Source organism: Nocardia sp. NPDC004260 (assembly GCF_053603155.1).
The window spans coordinates 56,186-70,404 of record NZ_JBSGEZ010000012.1; the positions used below are offsets into that span (position 1 = coordinate 56,186).

Annotated in this window: 14 protein-coding genes; 4 read left to right on the forward strand and 10 right to left on the reverse strand. The window is 68.9% G+C overall.

Annotated elements, in window-relative coordinates; translation table 11 throughout:
* The first annotated feature begins 56 nt into the window (after positions 1-56).
* Both obgE and proB read left to right on the forward strand, forming a co-directional pair.
* Positions 57-1,511, forward strand: coding sequence for a GTPase ObgE (gene obgE / locus ACWEO7_RS09680; protein WP_452422266.1), 1,455 nt, complete (start codon positions 57-59; stop codon positions 1,509-1,511).
* 122 nt (positions 1,512-1,633) lie between these two features.
* On the forward strand, positions 1,634-2,776 hold the full coding sequence (gene proB, locus ACWEO7_RS09685) for a glutamate 5-kinase (protein WP_450025377.1): 1,143 nt from the start codon (positions 1,634-1,636) through the stop codon (positions 2,774-2,776).
* A 405-nt stretch (positions 2,777-3,181) separates the two neighbouring features.
* Here proB and ACWEO7_RS09690 read toward each other — a convergent pair whose 3' ends face one another.
* The 3 genes from ACWEO7_RS09690 to ACWEO7_RS09700 all read right to left on the reverse strand — a co-directional run bounded on the left by ACWEO7_RS09690 (position 3,182) and on the right by ACWEO7_RS09700 (position 5,559).
* Positions 3,182-4,390, reverse strand: coding sequence for a hypothetical protein (locus ACWEO7_RS09690; RefSeq protein WP_452422267.1), 1,209 nt, complete (start codon positions 4,388-4,390; stop codon positions 3,182-3,184).
* The gene (locus ACWEO7_RS09695) at positions 4,387-4,761 is read right to left on the reverse strand and encodes a hypothetical protein (RefSeq protein WP_452422269.1); all 375 of its coding nucleotides are present in this window, start codon (positions 4,759-4,761) and stop codon (positions 4,387-4,389) included. The genes ACWEO7_RS09690 and ACWEO7_RS09695 overlap by 4 nt, the downstream gene beginning before the upstream one ends.
* Positions 4,762-4,854: 93 nt before the next feature.
* Complete coding sequence (locus ACWEO7_RS09700) at positions 4,855-5,559, reverse strand: ESX secretion-associated protein EspG (RefSeq protein ID WP_452422271.1); 705 nt, start codon at positions 5,557-5,559, stop codon at positions 4,855-4,857.
* A gap of 240 nt (positions 5,560-5,799) precedes the next feature.
* On the opposite strand from ACWEO7_RS09700, the gene ACWEO7_RS09705 reads away from it, so the two are divergent.
* Positions 5,800-6,150 (forward strand): hypothetical protein, encoded by a 351-nt coding sequence (locus tag ACWEO7_RS09705; RefSeq protein WP_452422273.1) that lies wholly within the window; start codon positions 5,800-5,802, stop codon positions 6,148-6,150.
* Positions 6,151-6,190: 40 nt separating this feature from the next.
* Here the strand turns inward: ACWEO7_RS09705 and ACWEO7_RS09710 are convergent, their stop codons facing one another.
* The 6 genes from ACWEO7_RS09710 to ACWEO7_RS09735 form a co-directional block, all read right to left on the reverse strand.
* Positions 6,191-7,285, reverse strand: a complete 1,095-nt coding sequence (locus tag ACWEO7_RS09710; protein ID WP_452422275.1) for a methyltransferase — start codon at positions 7,283-7,285, stop codon at positions 6,191-6,193.
* Positions 7,286-7,324: 39 nt separating this feature from the next.
* Positions 7,325-8,107 carry a MerR family transcriptional regulator gene (locus tag ACWEO7_RS09715; protein ID WP_452422277.1) on the reverse strand — a complete coding sequence of 261 codons (783 nt, stop codon included), beginning with the start codon at positions 8,105-8,107 and terminating at the stop codon, positions 7,325-7,327.
* 95 nt (positions 8,108-8,202) lie between these two features.
* Positions 8,203-9,708, reverse strand: coding sequence for a flavin-containing monooxygenase (locus ACWEO7_RS09720; protein WP_452422279.1), 1,506 nt, complete (start codon positions 9,706-9,708; stop codon positions 8,203-8,205).
* An 11-nt stretch (positions 9,709-9,719) separates the two neighbouring features.
* On the reverse strand, positions 9,720-10,640 hold the full coding sequence (locus ACWEO7_RS09725; RefSeq protein ID WP_452422358.1) for a ferritin-like domain-containing protein: 921 nt from the start codon (positions 10,638-10,640) through the stop codon (positions 9,720-9,722).
* 10 nt (positions 10,641-10,650) lie between these two features.
* Positions 10,651-11,553, reverse strand: a complete 903-nt coding sequence (locus ACWEO7_RS09730; RefSeq protein WP_452422281.1) for an SDR family NAD(P)-dependent oxidoreductase — start codon at positions 11,551-11,553, stop codon at positions 10,651-10,653.
* Between the two features lies 1 nt (position 11,554).
* On the reverse strand, positions 11,555-12,541 hold the full coding sequence (locus tag ACWEO7_RS09735) for an alpha/beta hydrolase (RefSeq protein ID WP_397073281.1): 987 nt from the start codon (positions 12,539-12,541) through the stop codon (positions 11,555-11,557).
* An 80-nt stretch (positions 12,542-12,621) separates the two neighbouring features.
* Between ACWEO7_RS09735 and ACWEO7_RS09740 the strand changes: the two genes are divergently transcribed.
* Positions 12,622-13,092: a GrpB family protein gene (locus ACWEO7_RS09740; RefSeq protein WP_452422283.1), complete on the forward strand. Its 471-nt coding sequence runs from the start codon at positions 12,622-12,624 to the stop codon at positions 13,090-13,092.
* Between the two features lie 146 nt (positions 13,093-13,238).
* Here the strand turns inward: ACWEO7_RS09740 and ACWEO7_RS09745 are convergent, their stop codons facing one another.
* On the reverse strand, positions 13,239-14,189 hold the full coding sequence (locus tag ACWEO7_RS09745) for a D-isomer specific 2-hydroxyacid dehydrogenase family protein (protein ID WP_452422284.1): 951 nt from the start codon (positions 14,187-14,189) through the stop codon (positions 13,239-13,241).
* Positions 14,190-14,219 lie beyond the last annotated feature (30 nt).

The window sequence follows — 14,219 nt, forward strand, 5'->3', positions numbered from 1 at the left end:
TGTTCGCGAACGAGCACCCCCAGTACGACCAGTCCCGAAGGAGGATGATTCGGCGTATGTCCAAGTTCATCGACCGTGTCGTACTGCATGTGCGTGCGGGTAAAGGCGGCCACGGATGCGCCTCGGTGCACCGCGAGAAGTTCAAGCCGCTCGGCGGGCCGGACGGCGGTAACGGCGGCAACGGCGGAGACGTCATCCTCGAGGTCGACTCCAACGTGCACACCTTGCTGGACTTCCACTTCCACCCGCACGCGAAGGCTGGCAACGGCAAACCGGGCGAAGGCGGCAACCGCGACGGCAAGCAGGGCGTCGACCTGGTGCTGAAGGTGCCCGACGGCACCGTGGTGCTCGACGACGAGGGCAAAGTGCTCGTCGACCTGGTCGGTGCCGGCAACCGCTTCATCGTCGCCCGCGGCGGCCGCGGCGGACTCGGCAACGCCTCGCTGGCGTCCAAGGCCCGCAAAGCGCCGGGTTTCGCGCTGCTCGGCGAGGACGGCGAAGAACTCGACTTGGTGCTCGAACTGAAGTCGGTCGCCGACGTCGGGCTCGTCGGTTTCCCTTCGGCGGGCAAGTCTTCGCTGGTCTCGGTGCTCTCGGCGGCCAAGCCGAAGATCGCCGACTATCCGTTCACCACGCTGGTACCCAATCTCGGCGTCGTCGCCAGCGGTGAGACCACCTTCACGATCGCCGATGTGCCCGGACTGATCCCGGGCGCGAGCGAGGGCCGCGGACTCGGGCTGGACTTCCTGCGGCACCTGGAGCGCTGCGCGGTGCTCGCCCATGTGGTGGACTGCGCCACGCTGGAACCGGGCCGTGACCCCGTGTCCGATGTCGACGCGCTCGAAGCCGAACTCGCCGCCTATCAGCCGGCGCTGAGCGCGGACGCCGGGCTCGGCGATCTGGCCGACCGCCCACGCGTGGTGATCTTGAACAAGATCGATGTACCCGACGCGGCCGAACTGGCCGAGATGGTGACCGCGGAGTTCACCGAACGCGGCTGGCCGGTGTTCGAGATCTCCGCCGTGAGCCACGTGGGCCTGCGTCCGTTGACCTTCGCCCTCGCGGATCTGGTGCGCCGCTACCGCGAGGAGCATCCGCAGGCAGCGCCGAAGCGTCCGGTCATCCGCCCGATCGCGGTCGACGAGACCGGATTCAGCGTGCTCGCCGACCCCGAGGAGCCCGGCGGCTTCATCGTGCGCGGTACCCGGCCGGAGCGCTGGGTGCGGCAGACCCAATTCGACAACGACGAGGCCGTCGGCTATCTGGCCGACCGTCTGGCGCGCTTGGGCGTGGAAGACGAACTGGTGCGGCTGGGCGCGGAGCCGGGAGCGCCGGTGACCATCGGCGACGTGACGTTCGACTGGGAGCCGCAGATCTCGGCGGGCATCGACATGGTGCCCACCGGGCGCGGCACCGACATCCGGCTGGAGCAAACCGACCGAGTCAGCGCGGCCGAGCGCAAGCACGCGTCTCGGGTGCGACGCGGTCTGGTACAGGAAGACGAGGAGTAGGACGTGGACCACGGTCGAGTCGCCGTGCGCCCTCGGTTGGCGCCGTGTCCGGCGGACTCGATCGTTCGCGGCTGGGTCCCGACTATCGTGGATTCGATTGTGGTGCAGGGAGTTCGGTGGCGATGCAGGTGAGGTCTATCAGCGCCGAGGCGGATTCATCGGGCCTGAGCGAGGCGCGGTTGGCGATCGCGGCGGCGCGCCGGGTCGTGGTGAAGATCGGTTCGTCCGCGCTGACCAGCTTGAAGGGCGGCCTGGATACCGCGCGGCTGGATCGGCTGGCCGACGCGGTGGAGGCGCGGATGCGCGCCGGATCCGATGTGGTGGTCGTATCCTCGGGCGCCATCGGCGCCGGCATCGCGCCGCTGGGCTTGACCAGCCGTCCGCGTGACCTGGCGACCAAGCAGGCCGCGGCGAGCGTCGGGCAGCTGGCCCTGGCGCACGCCTGGGGCACGTCGTTCGCCCGCTATGACCGCACGGTCGGGCAGGTGCTCCTGAGCGCCGACGACTTTTCCCGGCGTGAGCATCACCGCAACGCGCAGCGCACCCTCGATCGCCTGCGCTCGCTGGGCGCGGTGGCGGTGGTGAACGAGAACGACACGGTCGCGACGGAGGAGATCCGTTTCGGCGACAACGACCGGCTCGCCGCGCTGGTCGCCCACCTCGTCGGCGCCGACGCCCTCGTGCTGCTGTCGGATGTGGCGGGCCTCTACGACGGTGACCCGCGCAAGGGTGCGGCCACGCTGATTCCCGAGGTGCGCAGCAGTGCCGACCTGGACGGCGTCATCGCGGGCAGCGGCGGCGCGCTCGGCACCGGCGGTATGGCGTCCAAGTTGTCGGCGGCGCGTCTGGCCGCGGACGCGGGCGTGCCGGTTCTGCTCGCCGCCGCTTCGTCGGCGGCCACCGCGTTGTCCACCGGCACCGTCGGCACCGCGTTCGCCGCGCGGCCGGTGCGGTTGTCCGCCCGCAAGTTCTGGGTCCGGCACGCCGCGGACAGCCGCGGCACGCTGCTCATCGATGACGGCGCGGTCCAAGCGGTGGCGCACCGCCGCAGGTCGCTGCTTGCGGCCGGGATCGTGGGTGTCCGTGGCCGCTTCTACGGCGGCGACGTGGTCGATCTGGTGGCTCCGGACACTCGCGTTGTCGCCCGGGGCGTCGTCGAATACGACAGCACCGAACTGGCGGGCATGCTCGGCCGCTCCACCGCCGAACTCCCCGACACGATGCAGCGCCCCGTCATCCACGCCGACGACCTCGTGAAGGTCTGATCAGGCGCCGTTCGATAGGTCACCGGTACGACCGAGCGGCTCAGGAGCGGCCCCACGAGCCGTGCCATGTCGAGGGCCGACGGTCGCGGGCAGCGGTGCAGATCAGAACGGCACCCGATCCTGGGCGCGACTCGGTCTCGGTTCGCGGTGCTCGAGCCGATGCGCGTGACCTAGCGATGCGCCTGGCATCCGCCGCGCCGCACCTCTCATGGCCCGGGCGAGCCGTATCCGGCATCGGCTGGGACCGTGATCTCATCTCGTCGGGGGAGCCGCTGGGAGCCGAGTCGGTCGCGCTCTGCGGCTCGGGCAGATCCGGACGAGTGACCGTGGTGGCTTTGGCGATCGAGGTACCTGGCCGAGGTGCCGGGGAGTGGCTCGTGTTGCGGAGACTCCGGTGACGGGCCGTCAGGACGGGACGACGCCAGGTTGGTTGGTCGTCGGAATCTGCTGCTGGCTGCCGTCCACCGGCCCGGTGACGCCTGGCTGGCCGTTCGGGTCGGGCATCGGTACGGCTGGAACGGGAGCCGGTGCCGGTGGCGGTGCCTGCGGCGGGCTCGGCGGCTGCGCTGGGGCTGGGGCCGGGGTGGCGGGCGGCGGCGCGGACGAACTCGGCGGCTGCGTCGGTTCCGGGGTCGGAGGTGGAGGTGGTGGGCTCGGTGGCAGAGGTGGCGCGGATGAACTCGGCGGTTGCGTCGGTTCGGTAGTCGGCGGGGGAGGGGCCGACGAACTGGGCGGTTGCGTGGGCGCCGGAGTCTGTGGCGACGGAGCGGGACTCGGCGGCGCGGTCGTGGACGGCGCCTGCTGTGTCGGCTCGGGTGTCGGCGTGGGCTGCGGCGTCTGCGTGGACGGCGCTTGCTGCGGCGGCGGAGCCTGCTGGGTGGGCGGCGCCGAAGGCGTCTGCTGCGGATCCGGCTTCGGCGTGGGCGGTGTCGAATTGTGCGGCGGCGCGGGCGATTCCGGTGTGGCAGGCGCGGGTTGCGTTGTCCCCGGCGACCATTGGTCGTTCGGCGATGTCTGCTCGGGCGCCGAGTGTCGCGGCGTGCCGGGGGAGACCGCCTGCGGCGCGGACGGCGCCGTGGCGGCGGGTGGTGCGGGCAGCGCGGGCACCGCGGATCCCGCCGTGGAATAGGCGGGTTTGTAGACCATGTTCATCGCGAGCACGGCCTCTTGGCGCAGCGCCTCCTGTGCCATTTGCGCGTCGATGACGTGCGCCGCCTCCAGCAACTGCGCGATCGCGCCGACCGGTCCGGAAGCGCCGGGCGGTACCACCGCGAGTTTCACCGCCTCGGCGGCCGCGGCTACCCCGCCGAGGCGGGCGCCCACTTGACCGAGTACCGCGGCCAGCTCGTCGGCCGACGCCGCGAAGCTGCGTGCGCAAGCCTGAGCGGCGTCGGCGGCGGCGCCTTTCCAGTCCGCCGTGTCCATCACGCGATCCACGCCGCTGTGGGTGAGTGGGAACGACGTGGTGAGCGCGCCCGCCGCGTCGAGCCAGATGGTCGACGCGTGCAGTACCTGCGCGGGATCGATCTGCTGTGCCTTCGCGTAGATCTCGTCGTGCCGCATCGACTCGAAATGCTCCATCGAGTTGATGTAGGTGGGATCGGAACCGGTCATCGGGGCAACCTCGTCCGGACCGCGCGCAGGGCGGCGGCGCTCGCGGCGTCGGCCTCTTCGAACAGTCCTCCGCTGATCAAGAACGCTTCCTTCATGCGGTAGGCCGCTTCGATGTAGTGGTCGAGCAGCGCCGCCGCGTCACGCGCTTTGTGGCTGAATCCCGCCTGCAACTGCTGGGCGGAGACGAATCCACCGAAACCGCCTAGTTCCGCGGCGGATTCGAGGCTCTGCTGTAGGTGGATCAGCCGATCGGCCTGCCGTTCGTACATTTCGGCGCACTGCCGAGCCGCCGCCGGATCGAACTGGACGGTCCCGGCCTGCGCGGCCTCCTTGAATCGGGCGATATCGGCTCGGCTGGTATCGATCGTCATCGCTCACCCCTGAGATCGGTCGGTCCGCCCCAGACTAACCGGAAGCCCAGCGCCGGGTCAGCAATAGTCGGCGGCAGCGGTCACGAAAGTGGGTTATATCGGTATGCGCTTTTGCAATTGGGTCGCGATCTGATCGGCGGAGGCGGGCGCGATGCGCACCTCGTCGCCCGCTTTGATCAGGTATCTTCCGTCGTCGCGCACATCGACCCAGGTGTAATGGATCGGCGGGGGCTGGGTCGGTCGATCGAGCCGCGATTCGATCCTGATGTGGCCCTCGGCGGTATGCGGCTCCAGCAGCAACTTGCGAATCCGCGGCGCTGCTTGCTGCCGCGCGGTCACGGTCTCTCGGTCGCGCACGGCGGCCCCGGACGCGACGCGAGCGGGTTCGCGGCCCGCGGGGGTCTTCGGCAGCAGCGCCGCGATCCGCCGGCCCAGTTTGGCGCTGTGCCCGATCGAAATGCGCACGCGACCACCGAAATCCGGAATCGCGCCGGGTTCCTGCACCGCGAGCACGGCGCGGTCGTAGATAGCGGCGGCCAGCAACCGCAGTTCGCCCCCCGGCTGGTGGGTACCGCCGATCGCGATGATCCTGGTATGCGGCCTGGCCAGAATGCGCAGACAGGCCGACAGGTCGGGGTCGGAGCCCAGCGGCAGCCGCTCGGTGAGGGCGATGCGCAACTTCTCGGCGTCGTCCTCGGTTCTGGGCGTCTCCAGGATGCGCAGCGGGTAGGGGTGGCGATCCAGGTCGGTCTCGCGCCAGATATGGGCGAACTCGTCCGGAGTGAAGGTCCATTCCACGGCCGAATCACATCCTCACCGAACCAGCCAATGCTGTTCGTAGCCTAGCGGTCTCGACGCCGGACGGGGGAACTCCCGCGTGGAGACGCCACGGCCTCGCCTGATGGGATCGATATCCGCCCTGGAAAACAGTGGTCGCGCGGTGGTGTCGTGCTCGACCGCCCCCTTCGATTCTGCTGAAATAGTGGAAAGGCACGGCAACGACCGGGTAAGGCTGAGATCTGCCGAGGAGGTATTGCGGTGCACACCATGATGCGGCGAGTGGGCGCGGGAACCGTTCTGTTGTTCCTCGCGGGTGGCCTCGCCTGGGTCGGAGCCGGCTCCGCCGGAGCGGAGCCCGCGGGCTGCTATGTCGACCGTGGCGTCACGGACGCGGCCGCCTTGTGCCACAGCGGTGAGGGAGCGTCGGTGCTGGAAGCCGAATGCCTCGGTTTCTTCCTGCCGTCGGAGCGGTCCGGGCCGGTGTTCGGCTACTACAGCGGCTTCGAGTCGCGGCAGACGCCGGTCGGCAAGCCGATGCGGGCCACCTGTGTGTCCGACGGCGCCGTGGGGATCGCCACGCTGGCGTTCGTCGTCCCGGCGACGTCGTAGCGCCGCCGATCGGCAACGCGTACGGCGAGGAGGTTTTTCATCAGCTCGGCCTGGCCTCGAGCACGTTGTCCGGGGAAGCCGTCGGTACGCGCCGGGTCAGCGTGAATCCGTTCCGGGCGAGGAAGTCGCGGTACTCGGCCTCGGTGCGTTCCCGTCCGCCCGCGTTGACCAGCATCTCCAAGTCGATGTACTTGCTCGGGTGCGGTGCGGTGTGTTCGGGGACGACCAGTTCGACGATCAGCAACCGGGCGTCGGGTTCCATGGCCGCGCGTACCGTGCGGAGGATGCGACCGGCGTCCGGTTCGGCCCAGTCGTGCAGGATGTGCTTGAGAATGTAGGCGTCGCCGCCCCTGGGGACGCTGTCGAAGAAGGATCCGCTCTCCACCGCGCAGCGATCGGCGAGACCGAGCGCGGCGAGCCGAGCGGGGGCCGCGGCCACCACTTCGGGCACGTCGAACAGAATGCCACGCGATCGTGGTGCGCGGCGCAGGATCTCGGTGAGCATCGTCCCTTCGCCGCCGCCGACATCGACCAGGGTCGCGTAGCGGCCGAAATCGTAGGCGGCGAACAGCGGCTCCATCGACAGGGTGCCGATACTGGTCATCGCGCGGTCGAACAGCACGCCGAGTTCCCGGTCGTGCTGGACGTATTCGAAGAACGGCATCCCGTCGAGCTTCACGCCGACCGGTTCGCCGGTGCGCACCGCGTCGACCAAGTGCGACCAGTGGTTGCGATGCCCGGGCGAACCGAAGAACAACACCGCGTCGCGCAACGACACGTCCGAGTCGCGGCACAGGGCTCGCGCCATCGGCGTCAGCGCGTACCGTCCGTCGCGCCGCCGGGTGAAGATGCCGTGGCTGATCAGCAGGCGCAGCAACCGCCGCAGCGCGTCCTCGTCGGCGCCGACCGCCGCTGCCAGGTCCGCGCCCGACCGCGGCCCCGCCGCGAGTGCGTCGGCCACGCCGAGCGCCGCGGCGGCATGGATGGCCTGCGTGATCCATCCGGCGGCGATCAGTTCCATCAGCGCGAGGTGCCCGGGCACCAGCTTGCGGAACGCTAAGGCGAGGGCGGCGCGAACCGATTCGACGGCCCGTACCAGCGGCAGCGGCGGAATTCTCGGTCGGTCGGACGCCACGGCGACTCCATCCGTCGAAGGTCGGCACTCTGCGCTTGTCTAGGAGGGTACGTCGCGCCCGGAATCGCTGCGCTGTTTCTCTCGCTCGGCGGCGGTGGCGAGATAGTCGCCGAGTTCGCGGCGCAGCGTGACGTCCAGCGAGCGGGCGAGCGTGGCGTGCACCGAGGCGACCGCCAGCTCCCGCATCTTGTTGAGCATCGTTGTGGTCTCGGCGATTTCGCCGCTGGTGTCGGGCATCCAGCCGGGACCGTGCTCGTCGATGATGTGCTGTTTGGCGGCGGTGATCATGATGTGCGTGATGTCATCGATCCGGTCGGCCACCTTGGCGTAGATCTCGATGAGCGTGCGCAGTTCCAGGCCGTACTCGTGCAGTTCGGCGAACGAGGTGAGCAACTGGGTCTCGGTGAACACCACCGTGTCGCCCTCCAGCCGGACCAGCCGCATCTCGCGCAGCCGGTCGACCAGCTCGTCGGCGTCGGCGCCGAGGATGGTGCCGATCAGCTCGCGGGGCACCTCGAAGGTCTCGTCCTTGGCCCAGGACGCCGTCACGGCGTGTTGCAGACCGAGTACCTCGGTCAGGTCCTTACCGGTCTCCCAGCTGGTGATGAAGTCGGCGATGTGCGCGGTGGTGAAGCCGCGCTGTAGCAGCGCGTCGATCAAGCGCAGCCGCTCGAGGTGCGCGTCGTCGTAGATGCTGGCTCGGCCGTCCTTGCCGACCGGCGGCGGCAGCAGCCCGCGTTCCTGGTAGGCGCGCACGTTGCGGGTGGTGGTGCCCGCGGCGCGCGCGAGGTCATCGATCCGGTACTCCGGCGTCGACCTCACCTCCCTCGCTGCCCACGGCGCCGAAGGACCGGCGGCGCGCTGTAGAACTCCCTGCGGACCGAGTCTATCGTCCGCGCCGCCGGTGCCCCCGGCACTCAGGAAACCCGTGCCACTCGTTGTCGCCGCTGGTCGGCGGTCGATTCGACCACGAGGTAATCGTCGAGATCGACCTTGCGCAATTGATGGACGTACTGGGTGGCGAAGCCCGGATACATGGTCGCGTTGAAGCCGTCCTCGGTGAGATACCAGCTGTGGCATCCCGAGTTCCAGGTGGTGGCCGACAGTCTGCGCTGAATGGCGGCGTTGTAGCGGTCCTGCCGGTCGCGCCGCACGTCCAGCATGCGCAGGTCCCGGTCCAGGATGACGCCGATCGCGCCGACGAGGTAGTCGATCTGAGCTTCCATGTAGACCAGCGCCGAGTTGTGTCCCGGGCCGGAATTGGGCCCGAACGTGAGATACAGATTGGGATATCCGGAAACCGCGACGCTCTTGTAGGCGTAGGCCCCGCGCGACCACTCGTCCGCGAGAACCCGGCCACCGCGTCCGACCACGGGAACGGGCGTCCCGGTTTTGGAGACGTCGAATCCCGTCGCGAAGACGATGCAATCCGCCTGGTGCTCGATGCCTTCCGCGGTGCGGATGCCGTGCTCGGAGATCCGGGCGATCGGCCAGGTGATCAACTTGCAGTTGTCCCGCTGCAGGGCGGGGTAGTAGTCGTCGGTCATCAGCAGGCGTTTGCAGCCGGCCCGGAAGTCCGGGGTGAGCTGGCGGCGCAGCCATGGATCCTTGACCTGCCTGCGCAGCTGCGCCTTCCCGACCAGCTCGACCACCCTGGTCAGCGGCGTGTTCCAGACCACGCCCAGGGCTACCGACTCGTGGCCGTAGAACCAGGCGCGCCGCGCCAGTTGCTCGGCGGCCGGCAGCCGACGGTAGAGCTCCTTGGTCAAGCCGTTGGTCTGCCGATTGATCCGCGGCAGCACCCAGCCGGGCGTGCGCTGGAACACTTTCACCGAGGCGGCCCTGTCGACCAGTTCCGGGATGATCTGGACAGCGCTGGCGCCCGTGCCGACGACCGCGACCCGTTTGCCGGTGAAGTCGTAGTCGTGATCCCAACGGGCGCTGTGGATCTTGTGTCCCCGGTAGGTCTCGATGCCGCGGATGTTCGGAAGACTGGCATTGGCCAGCGGGCCGGAGGCCAGCACGACGGTGCGGGCGAGGACCGGGTCCGCGTGGCCGTCGATCGAGATCTCCCAGACTCCGGCCTGCTCGTCGAACACCATGCCGGAAACGTTGTGGCCGAACCGGATGTGCGGACCGAGCCGGAACTCCGCGGCCATCGCCTCGATGTAGCCGAGGATCTCGTTGCTCCCGGAGTAGGTGCGCGACCAGTTCGGGTTCGGCGCGAAACTGTAGGAGTACAGCCGCGACGGAATATCGCACGCCGCGCCGGGATAGGTGTTGTCGCGCCAGGTTCCGCCGATCGCGGTGCCGCGCTCGAGGATCGCGAAATTACGGATTCCGCGTTGCTTCAGCCGGATGGCCGTGCCGATTCCGGCGAATCCGCCGCCGATGACGGCGACGTCGATGGTATGCGTACTCATCGGATTCCCTGTCATGCCGCGGGCTTGTAGGTCAGTTCTTTCGACCAGGTCGGGTTGTTGCGCAGCAGCGTCTTCGGCACCAGCCCGGTGATCTTCACCAGCGCGTCGGCCACGAGGTGGTACGGGTGTCCGCGGTCGATCACCCAGCTGCCGTGCGTCTTCACGATCTGGTACATCGGCAGCCTGCGGGCGAATTCACTGCGTTCGCCCACGTTCGCGTACCGCTTGAGCGCGCCGTAGAGCTTCTCCTCGTCCACACCCATCGCGACGATGTTGTCGCGCATCTTGTTCAGCAGCGGCACGTAGCTCAGCACGCCGATGATCAGCGAGGGCTTGGCCCAGCCGCCGACCAGGTCGATGAGCAGCTTGCGCGTCTCCGCGTGCCCCAGCAGGTCCATCACGGCGAAATCGACCGCCAGATGGCGGGATTCGTCGGAGTTGATCTTCTTGAACGCCTCCTGGCAGACCGGGTCCTCGATCTCGTCCATGATGAACTTGATCAGCGCGCCGTCGAGCGCGACCTCGAGCATCGGGATGACGGTGCCGAGGAACGACAGCGACATGTCGTCGGAGTACTTGTCCAGGAAATCGATGACCAGCTTGACGTTGACGTTCGGCTGCGGGATCTCGTCGCCGTCGAGCATGCCCCACCGACGCATCAGTGCCAGCTCGGCGTTGGCGTGCTTCTGCTCCTCGGCGTGGAAGTAGCGGTAGATCTCGCGCAGCGTCTCGTTCGGCGCCTTCTTGGCCATCGCCGCGAAGCCGCGCGCGCCGACGTTCTCGATCCACATCAGATCGGCCATGAACGGCTTGAGCTTGGCGTGCAGTTCCGGCGTGATCGTCTCGGCGCCCGGAGCGTCCCAATCGATGTCGGCCAGTGCCCACTGGCGGTCCTTGATCTTGCGGAGCATGTCGTCGAAGTCCATCGCGATGGCGGCCATGTCAGACTCCTGTCTTGTCGGTGACCGACGTGCGGTCGGTGGTGGTCGAGTCCTCCTGTGGCAGCAGCCGCTCCAGGAGCCCGAGGACAAAGGTGTATTGCGCGGGGAAGTACCGCTTGAGCAGCCAGACGACGTGCGCGTCCAGCTGGGGGAGTACGTAGAGTTGCCCGCGGTCGTGCGCGTCGAGGGCGGTGCGCGCGACGCGCTCGGGGGAGAACCCCGTCCAGCGCATGAGGAAGTCGGCCAGCTGCGCCGATTCCTTGGTGATCCGGCCGTCGCGCGCGACGTTCGTGCGGACGAACGTCGGGCACAGGACGGTGACCGCGACTCCGGAGCCGCTCAGCTCGGCGGCCATGGTCTCCGACAGCGACAGCACGCCCGCCTTGGACACGTTGTAGGCGGCCATCGAGGGAGCGGCGGCGAATCCGGCGGCCGAGGCGACGTTGATGATGCCGCCGCGCCCGGCCGTGCGCAGACGTGGAGCGAACACTTCACAGCCGTGCACGACGCCCCAGAGGTTGATGCCCAGGGCCCACTGCCAGTCATCGAAACCGATGTTTCCCACGGCTTTTCCGCCGATGCCGACGCCGGCGTTGTTGATCACCAGGCTGACCGGGCGGTCGAAAATTGTTTCGGCGAAGCGGGCCAGCAACTCCACGTCTTCCCGTTGCGCCACGTTGCAGCGGAAGGCGTGCGCCGCGCCAGGATGATCGCGTTCGATCAGGGCGACCGTCTCGTCGGCGCGCGCCTCATCGATGTCGGCGCAGATCACCCGTCCGCCGCGGGCCGCGATCTCCAGCGCGAACGCCCGGCCGATGCCGCTGCCCGCGCCGGTGACCACGGCTCGCGCGCCGTGCGTGCGCCGGGTACGGCCCAGGGCCACCAACTTGTCCAATCCGAACATCTCAGCTCACCTTTTCCGTGCCGGAGGTAGCGACCAGCGCCGCGCGCAGGAAGTCGGCGGCGCGGGCGAGAGCCTGGTCGGCCTCGGGCACCACCATGGGAAGGGCCTGGAATACATGCAGCTGTCCCGGCCAGATCTCGAGCTCGCAGCTGCCACCCGCGCGCCGGACCATTTCGCACAGCGCCTGTGCGTCGGCGCCGAGCATCTCGGTGCCGCCGACCTGCACCAGGATCGGCGGCAACGCGAGACCGTGCGGGATGGCCAGCCGCAGGCGCGCCGCGTCGGCGGCGTGGCCGCTGGTGTAGGCCGCGGGCAGCTTGCTCGCGGCGGCGGCCGAGATCAGCGGATCGGTCCGGACGCGTTCCCGCTCGGCCGCCAGGCTCAGGGTGAGGTCGAGCAGCGGGGAGAACATCGCCACGGCCGCGGGCTGCGGCCGTCGGTGCCGTCCGTTCTCGACCAGCAGGTCAAGTGCGAGATGCCCACCCGCGGAGTCGCAGGCGATCACCAGGTCTTCCGGGGCGATGCCACGGCCGAGCAGCCAGCGGTAGCCCGCCTCGACGTCGTCGGCCGCGGCCGGGAACCGGTGTTCGGGCGCCAGACGATAGTCGGAGAGGAAGACCGGGAGTCCCGTCTCGGCCGACAGCCGGGCCGCGAGCCCGCGATGGGTGCGAGCCGAGCAGATCACGTAGCCGCTGCCGTGGATGTAGTAGACGGCCCGCGTCCCGAACGGCACTCCCGCCGCCCGAACCCATTCACCGCGCACCGCGCCCGACCGGACCTGAGTGACGGAAGTGCCCGCCGGAACCGGACCGCCGACGGCCATCAGGGTGGCGATGAGCTTCCGTGCGAACCAGACACCCGGCGGATTCATCGGAACCGCGCAGTTCAGCGGACGCAGGGTGAGCCTGGTAGCTGCCGCGGCCACAGTGGCGCGTGCCGAGGGCGCGGTGGGAACACCGGGGACCGAGGTCCTCGTCGACCTTGTCATGCGCTAAGAATCAGTGATGAATGTGCCAGTTGTCAATGGCACATTTATAGAAGGCTGATGTGTGCTCGTTACCGTGCCGTGTGGCGACGTTGGATGACGACGACATAGCGGCGGCGACGGTCGGCGACTTGCGGCCCTATGCGGCCGGGGTGATGCTCGAGGAATACAACCCGGCGTGGCCGGTCTGCTACGCGGAAGAAGAAGCCGCGATACGTGCGGCGCTCGGCGATGTGGCGCTGCGAATAGAGCACACGGGGTCCACGTCGGTTCCCGGTCTCGCGGCTAAGGCGGTCATCGACATCCTGCTGCTTGTTCCGGATGCCGCCGCCGAAGTCGCCTATCTATCAGCCCTCGAGGCTGCCGGGTATGGGCTGCGTATCCGGCAACCGGACTGGTACCAGCATCGCTGTTTCGTTCGTCGGGTGGAGAGCGGTGCGCGGTGGAACGTGAATCTGCATGTGCTCTCGCCGGAATCGGGAAGGCCCGAGATCGAGCGGATCCTGGCTTTCCGCGACTGGTTGCGCACGCACGAGGACGATCGTGCGTATTAGGCGCGGACCAAGCGGGAACTGGCGCAGCGTGAATGGAAGTTCGTGCAGCACTACGCCAATGCCGAGAGCGGAGTCATCGAGGAAATTCTCGGTCGAGTGTCGTTCGGCTGACGCACTCGAATGTTGTTGCGCGCGAAGTGCCTTCGTCAGTACCCGAGCGCGGGATCGATCGGTGCGAGGAGTGGCCGGCGTTCGATGAAGCGCTCGACGTTCGCCTGGACGTGGTCGGCGAAGGCCGCCAAGCGGAGTTGCGGCGGATTCGAATCATGCGGGGTGATAATGGCATTCGGCAGCGACCAGAGCGGATGGCCCGCCGGAAGCGGCTCGGGGTCGGTGACGTCGAGTCCGGCGCCGCCGATCGCGCCGGAGCGCAGCGCGTCGACCAGTGCGTCGGTGTCGACGAGGCTGCCGCGCGCGACGTTGACGATCCAGGAGGACGGCTTGAGCCGCGCGAGTTCGTCCGCGCCGACGAGATGCCTGGTGGCGGGCGTGGCGGGCGCGGCGACCACCACGTGATCGGTGTGCGGCCAGACCCGGCCGAGATGCTCGGCGGAGATCGTCTCGACCGACGGCGGGATGCCGGGGCCGGTGACCGGCCGTCCGCTGCGGTTCACCGCGATGATGTGCGCGCCGAGCGGCACCAGCATCGGGATCAGCGCGCGGCCGATGCCGCCCGCGCCGACGATCGCGACGGTCTTGCCGCGCAGCGTGCCGACGTGCGGAAAGAAGTCCTGCTGCCGCCAGTCCGCCGCGCGCAGGTGCTCGGGCAGGTAGCGGACGCCCGCGAGCAGCAGCATGAGCGCGTGCTCGGCCACGCTCGCCGCGAAAGCGCCTGCGGCCGAGGTGAACCGCACACCGGGATGCCCGGCGATGACGCCCGCGGCGAACCATTCCTCGATACCGGCGGCCGGGAGTTGCACCCATTCCACGCCTGCGGGCAGTCGCTCCGGGAACTCGTCCGGGCCGCCGACCCAGATCAACCCTTGTGCCTCGTCGAGATCGGAGACGGCGGCGCCCGCCTCCACCACGGCCTTCTCCACCAGCGTGGGGGGAGGATCGGCGGGGGCGATCGCGATCGTTACCGCAGGCCGGTTCATGGTTGGACCTCCTTCGGAGCAGCAGGACGT

What these genes read in the sequence shown, in the direction of transcription:
- ACWEO7_RS09720 (WP_452422279.1), bottom strand. Translation starts at nt 9,708, where the DNA reads ATGAGTACGCATACCATCGACGTCGCCGTCATCGGCGGCGGATTCGCC.
- ACWEO7_RS09690 (WP_452422267.1), bottom strand. Translation starts at nt 4,390, where the DNA reads ATGACCGGTTCCGATCCCACCTACATCAACTCGATGGAGCATTTCGAG.
- obgE (WP_452422266.1), top strand. Translation starts at nt 57, where the DNA reads ATGTCCAAGTTCATCGACCGTGTCGTACTGCATGTGCGTGCGGGTAAA.
- ACWEO7_RS09745 (WP_452422284.1), bottom strand. Translation starts at nt 14,189, where the DNA reads ATGAACCGGCCTGCGGTAACGATCGCGATCGCCCCCGCCGATCCTCCC.
- ACWEO7_RS09735 (WP_397073281.1), bottom strand. Translation starts at nt 12,541, where the DNA reads ATGACAAGGTCGACGAGGACCTCGGTCCCCGGTGTTCCCACCGCGCCC.
- ACWEO7_RS09695 (WP_452422269.1), bottom strand. Translation starts at nt 4,761, where the DNA reads ATGACGATCGATACCAGCCGAGCCGATATCGCCCGATTCAAGGAGGCC.
- ACWEO7_RS09730 (WP_452422281.1), bottom strand. Translation starts at nt 11,553, where the DNA reads ATGTTCGGATTGGACAAGTTGGTGGCCCTGGGCCGTACCCGGCGCACG.
- proB (WP_450025377.1), top strand. Translation starts at nt 1,634, where the DNA reads ATGCAGGTGAGGTCTATCAGCGCCGAGGCGGATTCATCGGGCCTGAGC.